We start from the raw sequence: 17,214 nt of genomic DNA, 5'->3' as shown, positions 1-17,214 counted from the left end.
AAAAAAATACATTTCTGACTAACAAACAGAAATTTATATAAAAATTCCAAAATTTTTAACAACAATTTTGGTTTTCCATTGCAACAAACAACAACACAACAACAAACAATTTAAAAATTTAGAATTAAAATTTATGATTCCAAAAGTATTTAGAGAGGTCATTGACCTTGGAGATGGAAGAACCATCTCTTTAGAAACGGGTAAGTTAGCAAAACAAGCCCACGGTTCGGTTGTTGTTCAAATGGGTAAAGCAATGTTGTTATGTACAGTAGTATCTAGCTACAAAGCAGGAACAGTTGATTTTTTACCTTTAACGGTAGACTATAGAGAAAAATTTGCTGCTGCAGGAAGATATCCTGGAGGATTCTTTAAAAGAGAAGCAAGACCAAGTGATGGAGAAGTATTAACAATGCGTTTAGTAGACCGTGTTTTACGTCCGTTATTTCCAAAAGATTACCATAGTGAAGTACAAGTGATGATTCAATTAATGTCTCATGACGAAGATGTTATGCCAGATGCATTAGCAGGTTTAGCAGCTTCTGCAGCGATACAATTATCTGATTTCCCTTTCGAATGCCCAATTTCTGAAGCACGTGTTGCAAGAGTTAATGGAGAATTCGTAATCAACCCAAACAGAGCACAATTAGCTGAATCTGACATCGATATGATGATTGGAGCTTCTGCCGATTCTGTAATGATGGTTGAAGGTGAAATGGATGAAATTTCTGAAGAAGAAATGGCAGATGCAATTAAATTTGCACACGAATCTATTAAAATTCAATGTGCTGCTCAAGTTCGTTTAGCTGAAGCTTTTGGTAAAAAAGAAACAAGAGAATACGAAGGTGAAAGAGAAGATTCAGCATTAGCAACAAAAATAAATGACTTTTCTTACGACAAATGTTATGCTATCGCTAAAAAAGGAACCTCTAAAGCAGAACGTTCTGCTGCATTTGCTGAAGTAAAAGAAGAATTAAAAGCTACTTTTAGTGAAGAAGAATTAGAAGATTACGGAGACTTAGTTAGTAAATACTTTAATAAATCTCAAAAATCAGCTGTAAGAGAATTAACTTTAGCTGAAGGTTTACGTTTAGACGGACGTAAAACTGATGAAATTAGACCAATTTGGTGTGAAGTAGATTATTTACCATCTACACACGGTTCTTCTATATTTACTCGTGGAGAAACGCAAGCATTAGCTACAGTTACTTTAGGTACATCAAGAGATGCCAACAAAATAGATATGCCATCTTACGAAGGTGAAGAGAATTTCTATTTACACTATAACTTCCCTCCTTTTTGTACAGGTGAAGCAAGACCATTAAGAGGAACTTCAAGAAGAGAAGTTGGTCATGGTAACTTAGCGCAACGTGGATTAAAAGGAATGATTCCAGACGATTGTCCTTATACAGTAAGAGTGGTATCTGAAGTTTTAGAATCTAACGGTTCTTCTTCAATGGCTACAGTTTGTGCTGGTACAATGGCATTAATGGATGCGGGTGTTAAAATGACAAGACCAGTTTCTGGTATTGCCATGGGATTAATTTCTGACGGAGATCGTTATGCAGTTTTATCTGATATTTTAGGGGATGAAGATCACTTAGGAGATATGGACTTTAAAGTAACTGGTACTTCTGAAGGAATTACTGCTTGTCAAATGGATATTAAAGTAAAAGGATTAAGTTACGAAATTTTAGTGAACGCACTAAAACAAGCTCGTGATGGTCGTTTACATATTTTAGGAAAATTAACTGATACGATTGCGCAATCTAACGAAGAAGTTAAAGAGCATGCTCCTAAAATGATTAACAGACGTATTCCTAATGATATGATTGGTGCATTTATTGGACCAGGTGGTAAGCATATTCAAGAATTACAAAAAGAAACAGGAACTACAATTGTAATTACTGAAGACGCTGTAACTGAAGAAGGAATTATCGAAATTTTAGGAACTGATCCTGCAGGAATTGAAAAAGTTACTGCTCGTATTGAATCAATGCTTTTCAAACCACAAGTTGGTAGCGCTTACGAAGTAAAAGTGATTAAAATGTTAGATTTTGGTGCTGTTGTAGAATATATGGAAGCTCCAGGAAACGAAGTTTTATTACACGTTAGCGAATTAGCTTGGGAACGCACAGAAAATGTTTCTGACGTAGTTAAGATGGGAGATGTTTTTGACGTAAAATACTTCGGAACTGATCCTAGAACTCGTAAAGAAAAAGTTTCTCGTAAAGCTTTATTACCAAAACCAGAAGGTTACGTAGCAAGACCACCAAGAGATGATAAAAGAAGCGGTGGACGTGATAATAGAGGAAGAGATAATCGCGGACGTGACAACCGTCGTGATGATAGAAAACCTAGAGAAAACAAAAAAGAAGATTAATCTTCTTTTTATCACAAATAAAAAAAGCGAGCTTTATAAAGCTCGCTTTTTTCTTTATAATAGTTTTTAAATTATTTCTATCTTCACGACTAATCCTTCGTTAGCACGAACATTAAAAACGGTTTCATCTTCAAAAATTAAATATTGCCCTTTTACCCCAACTAAAACACCTCTGTAATTTTGTTGCTTTACAATATTTAAACTTTTTGGTTTTAATGGATATTTTTCAACCGGAAAATTAATTACTGTTTCCTTATTATTTTCTATGATATATTCTTGGGCTTCTGCAGGAATATATGCTCGTAATTTTTCTTGCCAAGAAACTAAATTTTCATCCTCTACATCATTCTTAAGCATTTTTCGCCAATTTGTTTTATCAGCAACATGCTCTTTTAAAGCAACCTCTGTAATTCCTGCTAAATAACGATTCGGAACCTCAACAATTTCAATTGCTTCATGTGCTCCTTGATCTATCCAACGAGTTGGAACTTGCTGTTTTCTAGTCACTCCAACTTTTACATTGCTTGAGTTTGCTAAATACACAATATGAGGTTTTAATTGCACACTTTTTTCGTAAGCTAAATCACGATCTTCTATATCTAAATGCGCCTTACTTAACTCTGGTCGCATAATCCAATCTCCAGCATTTGGTGTTTCGAAAAAACACTTTTTACAAAACCCTTGACGATATACCTGTTTTTCTAAATGACAATTTAAACACTCGTAAGCAACAAAACTCAAACTTATTTTTTTATTTAAAAGCTGATTCATGTTTACAAAATCAGATTTCATATCTAAATAATACTGAACGGTCTCTAAATTTTCAGTGGTCATTTTTTTTAAAACTCCTTGGTATTGCATGTCTTAAATTTTATTACTTTTAGCTTCACAAACTTACAGTAAAAAAATTGAAATAAGAGATAATCTATGTCGTTTCCATTTATAAATTCTATCATATCTTGGTTTTTAAAAAAACGAAAACATCAAGTAGAATTATTTTTAAAATATCCTGTTGATGTACAAGATGAGTTACTGCAAAAACTATTAAACATTGCCAAAAACACAGAATTTGGTAAACATAATAACTTTTCTTCAATAAAAAAATATAGCGATTTCTCTAAAAATGTTCCGATTCAAAAATACGAAAGCATAGAACCACTTATTGAACGCTGCAGGAAAGGAGAACAAAATTTATTTTGGCCTACACCCATTCGTTGGTTTGCAAAAAGCAGCGGTACAACCAATGCTAAAAGTAAGTTTATACCTGTTAGTGATGAAGCCCTAGAAGATTGCCATTTAAAGGCAGGAAAAGACATGTTGTGCTTATATATTAACAACAATGAAGAAACTCAAATGTTTACCGGTAAAGGTTTAAAATTAGGCGGAAGTACTACAATTTACGAAGACAACAACTCTTATTTTGGTGATTTATCTGCAATTATAACCGAAAACTTACCTTTTTGGGCAGATTTTAGCTCTGCTCCTAGCTCGGAAGTTTCTTTAATGGCTGAATGGGAAACTAAAATGGAAGCTATTATTGACGAAACTATTAACGAAAACATTACCAGTTTGGTTGGTGTACCAAGTTGGATGTTGGTACTTTTAAATCGTGTTTTAGAAAAAACAGGTAAAAATAATATTTTAGAAGTTTGGCCAAATTTAGAAGTCTATTTTCATGGCGGCGTTAATTTTAACCCATACCGAGAGCAGTATAAAAAATTGATTCCGAAAAAAGATTTTAAATATTACGAAACCTATAATGCTTCTGAAGGTTTTTTTGCCATACAAGATGTAAATAATTCTGAAGAATTATTATTGATGTTAGATTACGGAATCTTTTACGAATTTATTCCGATGACGGAATATAACGGTGAAAATTCAATTGCAATTCCACTTTCTGAAGTTAAAAAAGGAACTAATTACGCCGTTGTAATTACCACAAATGGCGGTTTATGGCGTTATTTAATTGGCGATACTGTTAAATTTACCTCTACAAATCCGTATCGCATAAAAATTACTGGTCGTACTAAACATCATATTAATGTTTTTGGAGAAGAGTTAATTATTGAAAATGCTGAAAAAGCCTTAAAAGCTGCCAGTATAAAAACCAATGCAAATATTAAAGATTATACCGTAGCTCCTATTTTTATGGTTGATAAAAAAAGTGGTGCTCATGAATGGATTATTGAGTTTAGCAAACCTCCAAAAGATCTAATTTATTTTACCGAATTATTAGATAATTCGTTAAAAGCAATTAATTCTGATTACGAAGCCAAACGATATAATAACATGACTTTAGCAATGCCCAAAATACACCAAGCTCGCGAAAATCTTTTTTACGATTGGCTTCGTAAAAAAGGAAAATTAGGAGGGCAACACAAAGTACCTCGACTATCTAACAAACGTGATTTTATCGAAGAACTTTTAAAACTACAATCTTAATTTGTTTTAATTTTTAACGGCAACTGATATTGTGTTGTTACAGGAATACCTCTTTTAAAAGCAGGTGTAATTTTTGGTAAATTCTTAATCGTATTTTTTAAAACACTATCTAACTTAGGTAAATACTGTTTTATTTTAGTTGAACTTTTAATTTTTTTAAGCTTAAAAAAACCTTTATTATCAATTAATAAATCAATTAAAACAGTTTCATTTATTTCTTTTTCGGTTATAAAATTACAAGTTAATAATGGATTTTGTAATCTACTACGAATTTCTAATTTAAAGCAATTTAGTTTTGCGCTATCTGGTAATTTTTTGCATTTATAAAAAGTAGGAGAAACATCTACTTCAGTATAGTTAATTTCTGGATTTAAGGTATTACGCTCTTCTTTTTTTAAAGATTTTGTACACGAAAAATTCGTAAAAATAATCATCCAAAAAATAACATAACAAAATCGCATCTTATTGATTTTGAGATGAAAATACAAAAATTCATTTACTCTAACAGCTCACCTTTTAAGAAATAATATTTTTTAATTTCTTTTAATCGTGATTTAACCTGAACTGTTAATAAAGAATCTTTTGTTTCAAACTTATTCATATAATTTTTATAATGTTTATAGGCTATTTTTTTATCCTTATAAAAACGTTCTGTAGTGTTTGCTAACTGAAATAAAGCTCTGTAATTTTTATAATTTTCATTATATGCCTCTTTATACGCATTCATTTCTTCTTTAGGTTTTTTTAATTCTTTAAACACTCTTGCTAACTGATAAAACTCAGTATCTCTTGGCTCTTTGCCAATAAAAGTTGCAAACCAATAGTTAAAACGAGCAGCTCTATAATCTTTTTCAGCAAAATGAATATCGCCTAAATAAGTGTACGATTTAAAATCTGTTTTATCTATTGCTAAAGCTTCTTTAAAGTTTTCTTTCGCTTTACCGTAATCTTTTAATTTTAAAAAACAGCGCCCTAACATTTTTTTAGTATACTGTTCTTTTGGCTCTAAAGTGTCTATTTTTTCTAGCAATGCAATTGCTGGTAAATAATCTTTTTGTCTGTATAGGTTATTAATTTTTAATTTATTTAATTTTATATGATTCGGATTTACCTTTATACCTTTATCAATAAAAATAGCTGCAGAATCTTTATCTCTTAAAAACGTGTAAGCCATCGCTAATTGATAAATAGCTTTTATATGAGTCTCATCATTTTTATAAGCCGCTAAAAAGCTATTTATTTTTAAGTTTCTCTTTCTTAACATCGCATACGCTACTCCCAATTGATAATTATAATTCGCATTATTTTTATCAACTGAAATCAGTTTTTTAAATAATTTTACTGCTTTAGTAGCTTGTTTGGTTTGCAAATACAGTTTTCCTACTTGATAGCTAATCAATAAATTTTCTGAATCTTTTTTTAACACATCTTCAAAAACAACAATTGCTTTTTTAAGTTTTTTTTCTTGCTGATACGATTTTCCTAATTTAATTTTCGCGCTATAATCATCTTTTAGCAACAATGCTTTTTCGTAATATTTTGATGCTTTTTTATAATCATCAACCATAGCATAAATAGTTGCAATTTTTACATTTGTTTTAAAGCTAGGTTCCCTTTTTTGTAATTGCACTAATGCTTTTTGATACCTACCAATTTGCAACAAACTATCTATAGATTTAAAAGCCGAGGTTTGCGCCCCGACTTTTAAAAATGAAATAATAAGAACAATAATTAAAATTTTCTTTTTCATAGTTAAATTTACTCTATGTTAAATGCAATTGGTAATGTATAGCCAACTCTAACAACTTTTCCATTTTTTTCTCCTGGAATCATTTTTGGTAATTTTCCAATCATTTCAATAGCTTCCTCTTTTAATTTAGGGTGTGGTGCACGTGCTTTTATATTTTTAACACTACCATCTGTATCAATTTTAAACTGTACATAAATACGTTTTTTACCGGGAGTCAACCCTAAAGAATCTCTATTTTTTACCTTATAATTTTCTGCAATAAACTTAAGCATACTCTTATTAAAACATACTTTGTCTCCTTCTTCACATCCAGGAAAAGTTGGGGATTTATCTAAAACAGTAAAAGGTACATCTTCTACTTCCTCTATAACTTCAACTTTTTTAATAACTTTTTTAGTAACTTTTTTAGTACTTGAACAAGAAGTATATAGTATCATACTTGCTAATAATGGCAATAACAATAAATACTTTAATTGTTTTACTTGTTTTGATTTTTCTTTTGTAATCATAATAATTCTTTTTTTAATTAATGAATGTTTATAAAACTGATTGATAAATGATATACTTTCTACCTGAAAAAGATCTGACAATAAATTATTGATATAATTTTCTTTTGGAGTAGTTTTAGACACCACGGCATCCGAAATATATTCGTGTACTAATGATATTCTGTGTTGATAAATCCAAATCATAGGATTAAACCACATCATAATTTTTAAAAATTCGAAAAACATTAAATCAGCCGAATGATTTTGTTTACTATGCACTAATTCGTGTTGAATAATTTTTTCTTTTTGATTTTCTGCAATTGCTTTTCCTAAAAAAATAAATTTAAAAAACGAAAATGCTTTGGTTTGTTTGGGTAACAAGACCAGCTTGTAACTTTCTCTTTTCTGAATTTCATTACTAATTATTAATCGAATTAGCTTTGTTAATTTGATTAAAAAGAAACTTAAAAAAGCTAAAAATCCACACCAAAAAATTATTTCAACATAATTTAAAGATTGATATAAACTGGTTTGTTCAATTACTTTTTGTGGCGATAAAACTATTTCTGGTAATAAAATAGTGTACTCTAACGGCACTGCTTTTTGAATTGTCGGAATTTTTATAAACGGAAGCAGAAAAGATATAGCAGCTGTACTTAACAAATACCATCTATTTTTAGTAAAAAAGGTTTCTTTACTTAAAAATAAATCATAAACCGCTACAAATAATACTTGAAATAAAATTACTTGAATTATATAATTTATCATGATTTCTTGTTTTTATTAGCTTCTTTTAAAATACTTTCAAGCTCGTTAATACTCATCTCGTTTTCTTTCATAAAAAAAGAAACCATACTTTTAAATGAGCCTCCAAAATAACCGTCCATTAACTTGTGTAAGCTTTGGTTGCTGTACGACGATTTTTCTATTAACGGATAATACACGTAACCTCTACCTTTTGCTTTATGACCAACAAACTCTTTGGTTTCTAAAATTCTGATAATTGTTGAAACTGTGTTGTATGCTGGTTTCGGAATTGGTAATTCTTCTATCACACTTTTTACGGATGCTTCTTGCAATTGCCATAAAACTTGCATTATTTGTTCTTCTGCTTTTGTTAATTGTTTCATATTTTAATTTTTACTTAACCAAAAAAATAAATTTCTAATAAATGCTATATTATTCGGTGCACTTTTAGCATGAAATCCAAACTTATAAGTTCCCGAATTATTTGTTATTGTTTGTGCGGTAAACATTGCCGCTTCTCCAAAAACAGCTACTTTTCCTTTTCCATATTTTAAAATTGCTCCTTGGTATTTATCTTTTAAATCTTCCCTTGGCGTATCTTCATTAAATTGCCAAGCAATTGCTGGCGCTAAACAATAATCCTCTTTTTTGAATTGTAAAATTCCTTTTGCTGCTTTCGGAGTTGTAAAAGACGAGCCTGTAAACGTTGTTACCGCATTTATTTTTTCACCTAAATTTCCATTGGTAATTTCTGATGTGATTAATCTATTATTACTTTCTGAAAAAACATCAGGTAAATTTCTTTTTTCTTTTTGTAGATAAGCAAAACCATCACAAAAATTAAAACCAAAAGCATTTGCTAAACTGTTTGTTGCTCCGGCAAAAGGCATATGGTCTGCAATCAAAATTAATTTCCCTCCATTTTTAACCCAATTTTGTATAAAAGTAATTTCCGTTTTGGTAAATGCGCTATGAATGGGCTTTCTCCAGTTTCTAACGTTTTTTTGATGAATAGCGTTTGCGATTACCAAAATAGCATCGGATTTTAATTTATTTAAACTGATAATACTATCAACTTTATAACCGTCTGCCGTTAATAAATCGGCAAAAGGTTTAAATCGGCCTTCTTTTTGATGAAAATTTTGATGGCTTTGATCTATATATATTATTGGACCAACTTCATTTAAAAACCTTGGATTTTTAATTTTTGGTACCTCAATTTTTGCAGCTTGTTGTTGCGAAAAACCAACACTCACTAAAAAAATCATTATAAATGCTAAATAAAATCTCTTTAACGCTTTCATTTTATAAACTTTCATTTTATAAACTTTCATTTTTCAAATATAACTAAAAAATTAGTTTAAACTAATTTTTTAGTTATAAAAATGTAACGAAACATGTGTATATTCGTCTAACAGTAGACAATCATTAAGCTTGTAGATATTTTTATATGAACATTTTTTCGTTATTCTGAATTTATTTCAGAATCTCATACTTATAAGTTTAATGTTATTATGTAGATCAGCGTTATTATTTTAATAAAAATCAATTATTTAAATGGATATATTTTTAGTTTTAGTAGGTTTCTTTTTTGTGTGTTTAGGTATTATCGGTGCTTTTTTACCAGTTTTACCAGGACCAATTACAAGTTGGATTGGACTCTTATTACTTCATTTAACAAAGGTAATTCCGCAAGATTGGACGTTTTTAGGAATCACCTTAGCTATTGCTATTATTATTTTTATCCTCGATTATTTTATTCCTGCCATGGGAGCAAAACGTTTTGGAGGCAGTAAATACGGCGTTTATGGTACTACAATCGGACTTATTATTGGCTTATTCTCTCCTATTCCTTTTGGAATATTAATTGGTGCTTTTTTGGGTGCGCTTATTGGTGAATTAATCTATGATAGTAAAGATACCAACAGAGCTTTAAAAGCTTCATTCGGCGCCTTATTAGGTTTTCTTACCTCTGCTACCATTAAGTTTTCAATAGCTATTGTTTATTTTGTATTATTTTTTACAACACTTTGGGAATACAAAGATTCATTTTTTTAATAGCAAAAACTTCGTAAATAAACTTAGCCCCGATTGCAGCATTTGTTTGAGCTCCTCGCAGAGAGCGAGTGCGAAAAGCGGGAAATAGCTTCAAGAAAAAAAGGTAGATTTAGGACAAAAAAAAAGCAACCCATTTCAGGGAAGCTTTCCATTGGTTAACAAAACCATGACACTATTTAAAGTGCCTAACAACACAACTAAATGCTACTTTAAAAAAAAGCAGCCTGCAAATATACAAGGTTTTTTACTTCTGACAAGCTTTTTTTTACTTTTTTATAAAAACGTGGTGCTTATAAGCGTTGTTTAATTCTGCAATTGATTGTATCTTTGCGGCTTCATTAATTTTATAAAAAATAACCATGCAATTATCAGAACAAGAAGTTGTACGTAGAGAAAAGTTAGGGAAATTACGCGAATTAGGTATTAATCCGTACCCTGCTGATTTATTTCCATTAAATTCTAATTCAACAAGTATTAAAAACGAGTTTGAAGAAGGGAAAAAGGTGGTAATTGCTGGTAGATTAATGAGTCGTCGTATTCAAGGAAAAGCATCTTTTGCCGAATTGCAAGATAGCGAAGGTCGTATTCAGGTTTACTTTAACCGTGATGAAATTTGCGCAGGCGAAGACAAAACTTTATACAACGAAGTTTATAAAAAATTACTTGATATTGGTGATTTTATTGGTATTGAAGGTGAATTGTTTACCACCAAAGTTGGTGAAAAAACTGTAATGGTAAAAGGATTTAAATTATTAAGTAAATCTTTAAAACCATTGCCTTTACCAAAGGTTGATGCCGAAGGAAATACTTTTGACGGATTTACAGATCCTGAGATGCGTTACCGCCAGCGTTATGCCGATTTAGTGGTAAATCCGCATGTAAAAGACGTTTTTGTTAAACGTACAAAGTTATTTACTGCGATGCGTAACTTTTTTAACGACTCAGGTTATTTTGAAGTTGAAACTCCTGTTTTACAACCAATTGCTGGTGGTGCTTCTGCAAGACCTTTTGTAACGCATCATAACGCATTAGACGTTCCTTTATATATGAGAATTGCTAACGAATTATATCTTAAAAGGTTAATTGTTGGTGGTTTTGATGGTGTATATGAGTTTTCTAAAAACTTTAGAAATGAAGGAATGGACAGAACTCACAATCCTGAATTTACAGCGATGGAAATTTATGTAGCCTACAAAGACTACAACTGGATGATGAACTTTACTGAAAAGTTATTAGAACATTGTGCTATTGCTGTAAACGGAACTAGTAAAACAACTTTTGGTGAACACGAAGTTGATTTTAAAGCACCGTACGCAAGAGTTACCATGGCCGATTCTATAAAACATTTTACTGGTTTTGATATTACTGGAAAAACGGAAAGCGAGCTTTTTGAAGCGGCTAAAGGAATGGGAATTGAGGTGGATGCAACCATGGGGAAAGGAAAATTAATTGATGAAATGTTTGGTGAAAAATGTGAAGGAAATTACATTCAGCCTACTTTTATTACTGATTATCCGAAGGAAATGTCTCCTTTATGTAAAGAACACAGAGAAAACCCTGAATTAACAGAGCGTTTTGAATTAATGGTTTGTGGTAAAGAAATTGCAAATGCTTATTCTGAATTAAACGACCCAATTGATCAGCGTGAACGTTTTGAAGCGCAACTTAAATTAGCTGAACGTGGTGATGATGAAGCGAGTGAATTTATAGATCATGATTTTTTACGTGCTTTAGAATACGGAATGCCGCCAACGTCTGGTTTAGGAATTGGTATGGATCGTTTAATTATGTATTTAACCAACAATGCATCGATACAAGAAGTGTTGTTTTTCCCTCAAATGAGACCTGAGAAAAAAGCACCAACTGTTGAATTAAACGACGATGAAAAAGCTGTTTTAGCATTGATTGAAAAAGCTGAAAAGATTGCTTTAAATGATTTAAAAACACAGTCTGGCTTATCTAACAAAAAATGGGATAAAACCATTAAAGGTTTAACTAAAAATAAATTAGCTAAAGTTGAAAAAACTGACGAAGGTTTGTTTGTTGAAATCGTATAAGTATTCTTCTAAATATATTAAAAAAAAGCAACCTTAATAGGTTGCTTTTTTATTTTATTACTTCTTTATAGTTAAGATTTAGAAATAAATTCAGAATGATTTCAATTACTTTTTATGTAACTTCTTTTTAATTTCTAACATCCCATATCGCCAATAACAAACTCAAACTGTTGTTTAACAGGTTTACCGTTGTAATTCATGGCTGGTTTCCAATTTGGCATTTTATACAATAATGCTATAATAGATTGATCTAAAGAAACAACTCCTGTTGATGTTACAATTTTTACAGCTGTAACAGTACCTATTTCATTTATCACAAAACTAGCAATAGCACTTTCCATTGGTTTGTATTGCCAATTAGCAAGATCATTGTCACTATTTTTTACTAAAAATTCTTGTAACGAATTTTCATTGCCGATAAAACGAGCAGAGCTTTCAGGAAAAACCTTCATTTTAATATTCGCCTCGTTTAAATTAAGCTTATTTGTTACTGAATTTTTACTTTTATAAGCAATCTTAATCAACACATCGTCACCAATATTTGCGTTTTTAAACAATGCTTTTTGTTTAGCTGTTAAAATTAAATTTTTACTTGACGCTTTAACCTCTTTTCCTGCTGTTGTTCTGTATACATCTATCGAAACATATTCTGAAATCCAACTTGTTGGAAAATGCTCAATAATATCTTTTAAAGTTTTTGCTTTTATTAATTTACTTTTTGTAATCGTTTTTTTATTAGCACCTTTTACAAAATAATTGATATTATTTTTTGTTAACGATTTAACACTTTGATCTGCAAAACTATTAAAATCAGTATGGATTAATTTTTCTGAAACTATTTCTCCATTTTTCACTTCGGATTTTTTCGCAAAACTAAACGCAAAAAAGGTTCCAATAATTAAAATAGTTATTGCAATTATTATTTTAGTTTTCATAATTCAGATTTTAAACACTTTTACAAAAGTAAAACTTAAACAACTCAATATCAATTTAAAAAGAGATAAATATTTTTCTTAACTTTAATGTGTTATGAAAAAATTGCTTACTTATTTACCTTTTCATTTTCTGATTTGTATTATACTCGGAATTATTTTACAGTTTTATACCAAAATATGGAAATATGATTTTATTTATTTAATCTTTATAATTCTCACTTTTTTAGTGTTATTATTCTTTTTAAGAAAATACAATTACCGTAAATTATTTACTTTTTTTTCGCCCTTACTTTTAACATTCATTGGTGTTGTTAGCACGTTTATTCATAGTCCAAAAAATAATATTAATTACTATCAAAATTATATTTCTGATAAAAATAAAGTCACCATAACAATTGCAAAAGTTTTAAAACCGGGTAATTATTACACTAAATACATTGCCAATGTAAATCAGGTAAACTCTACAAAAACCACAGGAAAAATTTTAATAAACATTAAAAAAGACAGTACTAAAACGCTCTTAAAAGTAGATGATCGTGTTTTTATAACTTCAAAACCTAAAAATTTAATTCCTCCTTTAAATCCACATCAATTTGATTATAAAAAATATTTAGCGAAACAATATATTTATCAGCAGGTTTTCATCAATCATAACGAATATAAAACCTTAGTAAAAGGTAAAACTAGCATTTACGGATTCTCTGCACAATTCAGAAATAAAATTCAAACTTCATTAAAAAAATATTCTTTTAGTAAAGATGAATTTGCTGTAATTAATGCCTTGTTATTAGGTCAGCGTCAAGAAATTTCGAAACATCTTTTAGAAAGTTACACAAACGCAGGAGCCATCCATATATTGGCTATTTCGGGTTTACATATCGGAATTATTTTATTAATTCTATCTACTTTATTTAAACCTTTAGAACGCTTAAAACACGGTTTACTTGTAAAAACAATGCTTATTGTTGTTTTACTTTGGACATTTGCTTTTATGGCGGGATTATCGGCTTCAGTTGTAAGAGCGGTTACAATGTTTACTTTTATTGCGATTGGAGCTTCTTTTAAAAAGAAAAAAATAATTGAATTCTCATTGATTAGCTCAATGTTTTTATTGCTGTTGATTAAACCTTTATTTTTGTTTGATGTAGGTTTTCAGCTAAGTTATTTGGCTGTTTTTGGTATTATTTGGGTACAACCCTTACTCTACAAATTATGGATTCCTAAATTTTGGTTGCTCGATAAATTTTGGAGTTTGCTTACGGTTTCAATCGCCGCTCAAGTAGGAATTTTACCGATTAGTTTGTATTACTTTCATCAATTTCCTGGTTTATTTATTTTATCAAACCTACTTATTATTCCTTTTTTAGGTGGAATTTTAATGATAGGAATACTTGTTATTTTTTTAGCTTTGATAAATCTACTTCCTAAAATTTTGGTCGATATCTACGGATTTATCATTTCATTAATGAACAATTTGGTGAATTGGGTTTCTAAACAGGAAAGTTTTTTACTACAAGAAATAAGCATGTCCTTTTACGAAATGATGGCTTGGTATTTTTTTATAATTTTTGCGTATCAACTATTTATCAGTAAAAAAGTAAAACCGTTTATTTTAATGCTTTTATCAATAATTGTATTACAAATCATTTTTATTTTTGATAAAAACAAGCGACAATTAAAACAGGAAATTATTGTTTTTCATAAAAGCAGAAAAACCATCCTTGGCTTGCGAAACGGAGCAACATTAAACGTGTTTCACAACTTAGATAGTTTTAACATAAATAATTTAAAAACTATAAAATCTTATCGGATAAACGAAAATATAAAAAGTAGATTCTCAACAAAAAATCTCAGTATTTTAAACTTTAATTCGGATAAAATTATATGTATTGATAGTTTAGGTGTGTATAATATTGGTGTTAAAAATTCGATTATTATGCTACAACATTCGCCTAAAATAAACTTAACAAGATTAATACAAACATTAAAACCTAAACAAATAATTGCTGATGGAAGTAATTATAAGAGCTATATTAATTACTGGAAAATTACGTGTAAAAAACAAAAAACTCCGTTTCACTACACTGGGAAAAACGGAGCATTTATTATTAATTGAAACAAATTAAATTGAGCTTTTAAAACTTTTTTCAAAAGCTGGCCATTTTGTTTTCTTATAATTGTCTTTTGCAAAATAGGCTAAAATTTTCTCAAACTTTTTTTCGTCTAAATACCCAGGTACCGCTTGTATTAATTGTTCTTTATCTGTAAAAAAAGCTGTAGAAGGATAACTCATTTTCCCTTTTAAAATAGCTGCTGCTAACTGATGGTATTTGCTTCTACCTTCTTGCACATACTTATATGTTTTACCTTTAAAACTGATATCTTCTTTTCCTTCACCATCCATTTTTACCGCATAATAATTATCATTAATATACTTAACAATAACATCATTTTTATAGGTGGTTTTATCCATTTTTTTACACCATCCACACCAATCTGTATATAAATCGACTAAAATAGGTTTTGGATTTTCTTTGTTTTTCTCTATCGCTTCTTCAAAAGTTAACCAATTAACTTCTTCCTGTGCATTTACTCCAACTGAAACAATTGCTAAAATTGCTACTATAATTAATTTCTTCATATCTCTTAGGTCTCAATAAGTATTCCAAATTTACAAAAAAACCTGTCAATTATTAATAATTGACAGGTCCTAAAATTATTTTAACTTTTTTATAAGATTTTAACGCTACTTAACTCCGTGCATTAATTTTTTAACCACAGGTGTTAATGCCATTAAAATAAAACCTGCAAGCATTGGTACAATCGTAAAAATTAAAAAGAATGTACTCATATCATAAGCGGCAGTAATTTTATCAATCATACCTCCCATAGAACCTGCTGCTTTATTACCCATACCAACTGCAATATACCAAAGACCAAACATTACACCTATAGTAGATGCCGGTACAAGTTTTGACACGTATGACAAACCAACTGGAGATAAACATAATTCTCCTAAAGTATGTAATAAATATGCTAATATTAACCAAATCATACTTACAGATGCTGTTTGCGCTCCTTGTGGAATTTCAGACGAACCATACGCTAACACTCCAAAACCTAATCCTAAAAGAACTAATCCCATACCAAACTTAACAGTTGCTGGAGGATTAAATTTACTTTCCCAAATTTTAGAAATTAACGGTGCAAAAGCAATAATATAAAATGAATTTAAAATAGAAAACCATGAAGCCGGAACTTCAGTTTTTACATCGCTAAATTGATTTTTTAACATCCAAATAACAATACACCAAATAATAGCAAAACTTGTACCTAAGAAAATATTAGATAAAGCATATTTTTTAAAAGTTATTTTAAATAATTGAAATAAAACGTACGTTATTATTAATAATGGTACTACTGTTAACAAAGTATTTGCTATTCTAAATATATTAGCAGAACCACCTTCTAACACTCTATTTGTATAATCTCCTGCAAAAATAGTCATAGAACCACCCGCTTGCTCAAAAGCAGCCCAAAAGAATACTGTAAAAAAAGCTAAAATACCAACAACAATATAACGATCTCTTTGAACGTTAGCCGGAACTTCTTCTTCAACAATAGATGATTTCTCTTCTACATTTTCAATTGCATCATTGTACTCAATTGTTTTTGATGGTGACAACCCGATACTTCCAAAAATACCTTGAGCAAACCAAAACTGTAACATTCCTAAAAACATAAATATCCCTGCCAATCCAAAACCATAATGCCATCCTGAAGTTTCACCAACATATCCACACAATAAAATACCTACAAAAGCACCTGCATTTACTCCCATGTAAAAAATTGTAAATGCTCCATCTTTTTTCTCTTGTGCATTTTTATAAACACCATTAATAATAGAAGTAATATTTGGCTTAAACAAACCATTACCTGCTACTAAAAACCCGATACCTAAATACAAACTCCAAGGTGTATTTAAAGCCATTGCCGCATGCCCTAAAGTCATAATTAACGCACCTATAGCAACCGCATATCTGTACCCTAAAAATTTATCAGCTAAATATCCTCCAATAATTGGCGAAAAATATACCAACATTGTATAAGTACCATACAAACCTAATGCATCTTCTCTAGACCATCCCCAACCAGGATTATCTCCTGTAATTGCTGATGTTAAAAATAATACTAAAATTGCACGCATTCCGTAATACGAAAAACGTTCCCACATTTCTGTAAAGAAAAGAACAAATAAACCTGATGGGTGTCCCATCAATAATTTACGATTCATTTCAGAACCCTCAAATCTAATAGTGTTTGTACTCATATTTTTGTTATATAATTTATAAATGAA

14 protein-coding genes are annotated in these 17,214 nt (G+C 30.0%); 5 read left to right on the top strand and 9 right to left on the bottom strand.

All coding sequences use genetic code 11. The annotated features are described in order from the left end of the window. Positions 1-133: 133 nt before the first annotated feature. Positions 134-2,380, top strand: a complete 2,247-nt coding sequence (locus ACN5J5_RS07765; protein ID WP_418644361.1) for a polyribonucleotide nucleotidyltransferase — start codon at positions 134-136, stop codon at positions 2,378-2,380. A gap of 66 nt (positions 2,381-2,446) precedes the next feature. Here the strand turns inward: ACN5J5_RS07765 and ACN5J5_RS07760 are convergent, their stop codons facing one another. After that, positions 2,447-3,241: a DUF2797 domain-containing protein gene (locus ACN5J5_RS07760; RefSeq protein WP_418644360.1), complete on the bottom strand. Its 795-nt coding sequence runs from the start codon at positions 3,239-3,241 to the stop codon at positions 2,447-2,449. Between the two features lie 66 nt (positions 3,242-3,307). Between ACN5J5_RS07760 and ACN5J5_RS07755 the strand changes: the two genes are divergently transcribed. Further along, a complete protein-coding gene (locus tag ACN5J5_RS07755) occupies positions 3,308-4,822 on the top strand; it encodes a GH3 auxin-responsive promoter family protein (RefSeq protein ID WP_418644359.1) in 1,515 nt (504 codons plus the stop codon). Here the strand turns inward: ACN5J5_RS07755 and ACN5J5_RS07750 are convergent. From ACN5J5_RS07750 to ACN5J5_RS07730, 5 genes are read right to left on the bottom strand one after another with little or no spacing between them, the layout of a single operon-like run. Next, positions 4,819-5,283, bottom strand: coding sequence for a hypothetical protein (locus ACN5J5_RS07750; protein WP_418644358.1), 465 nt, complete (start codon positions 5,281-5,283; stop codon positions 4,819-4,821). The two genes, ACN5J5_RS07755 and ACN5J5_RS07750, sit on opposite strands and share 4 nt — an antisense overlap. Positions 5,284-5,318: 35 nt before the next feature. After that, the gene (locus ACN5J5_RS07745; protein WP_418644357.1) at positions 5,319-6,572 is read right to left on the bottom strand and encodes a tetratricopeptide repeat protein; all 1,254 of its coding nucleotides are present in this window, start codon (positions 6,570-6,572) and stop codon (positions 5,319-5,321) included. 8 nt (positions 6,573-6,580) lie between these two features. Next, a complete protein-coding gene (locus ACN5J5_RS07740) occupies positions 6,581-7,828 on the bottom strand; it encodes a M56 family metallopeptidase (RefSeq protein WP_418644356.1) in 1,248 nt (415 codons plus the stop codon). After that, positions 7,825-8,190, bottom strand: coding sequence for a BlaI/MecI/CopY family transcriptional regulator (locus ACN5J5_RS07735; protein ID WP_418644355.1), 366 nt, complete (start codon positions 8,188-8,190; stop codon positions 7,825-7,827). The genes ACN5J5_RS07740 and ACN5J5_RS07735 overlap by 4 nt, the downstream gene beginning before the upstream one ends. 3 nt (positions 8,191-8,193) lie before the next feature. After that, positions 8,194-9,141, bottom strand: a complete 948-nt coding sequence (locus ACN5J5_RS07730) for a hypothetical protein (RefSeq protein WP_418644354.1) — start codon at positions 9,139-9,141, stop codon at positions 8,194-8,196. 223 nt (positions 9,142-9,364) lie between these two features. Between ACN5J5_RS07730 and ACN5J5_RS07725 the strand changes: the two genes are divergently transcribed. Both ACN5J5_RS07725 and lysS read left to right on the top strand, forming a co-directional pair. Then, positions 9,365-9,865: a DUF456 domain-containing protein gene (locus ACN5J5_RS07725; protein WP_418644353.1), complete on the top strand. Its 501-nt coding sequence runs from the start codon at positions 9,365-9,367 to the stop codon at positions 9,863-9,865. Positions 9,866-10,224: 359 nt separating this feature from the next. Next, positions 10,225-11,922: a lysine--tRNA ligase gene (lysS, locus tag ACN5J5_RS07720; protein ID WP_418644352.1), complete on the top strand. Its 1,698-nt coding sequence runs from the start codon at positions 10,225-10,227 to the stop codon at positions 11,920-11,922. A 134-nt stretch (positions 11,923-12,056) separates the two neighbouring features. Here lysS and ACN5J5_RS07715 read toward each other — a convergent pair whose 3' ends face one another. After that, positions 12,057-12,857, bottom strand: a complete 801-nt coding sequence (locus ACN5J5_RS07715; RefSeq protein ID WP_418644351.1) for an energy transducer TonB — start codon at positions 12,855-12,857, stop codon at positions 12,057-12,059. A gap of 94 nt (positions 12,858-12,951) precedes the next feature. Here ACN5J5_RS07715 and ACN5J5_RS07710 point away from each other — a divergent pair, with 94 nt between their 5' ends. Then, entirely contained in the window at positions 12,952-14,973 is a 2,022-nt protein-coding gene (locus ACN5J5_RS07710; protein WP_418644350.1) for a ComEC/Rec2 family competence protein, read from the top strand. 6 nt (positions 14,974-14,979) lie between these two features. Here ACN5J5_RS07710 and ACN5J5_RS07705 read toward each other — a convergent pair whose 3' ends face one another. Both ACN5J5_RS07705 and ACN5J5_RS07700 read right to left on the bottom strand, forming a co-directional pair. Further along, positions 14,980-15,498, bottom strand: coding sequence for a thioredoxin family protein (locus ACN5J5_RS07705; protein WP_418644349.1), 519 nt, complete (start codon positions 15,496-15,498; stop codon positions 14,980-14,982). Between the two features lie 105 nt (positions 15,499-15,603). Continuing rightward, complete coding sequence (locus ACN5J5_RS07700) at positions 15,604-17,187, bottom strand: peptide MFS transporter (RefSeq protein WP_418644348.1); 1,584 nt, start codon at positions 17,185-17,187, stop codon at positions 15,604-15,606. Positions 17,188-17,214 lie beyond the last annotated feature (27 nt).

The sequence above is a fragment of the Tenacibaculum insulae genome (genome assembly GCF_964512435.1).
Taxonomy (GTDB): Bacteria; Bacteroidota; Bacteroidia; order Flavobacteriales; family Flavobacteriaceae; genus Polaribacter; species Polaribacter insulae_A.
The sequence above is the reverse complement of the archived record's forward strand: the minus strand, read 5'-3'. Positions and strand labels throughout refer to the sequence as shown.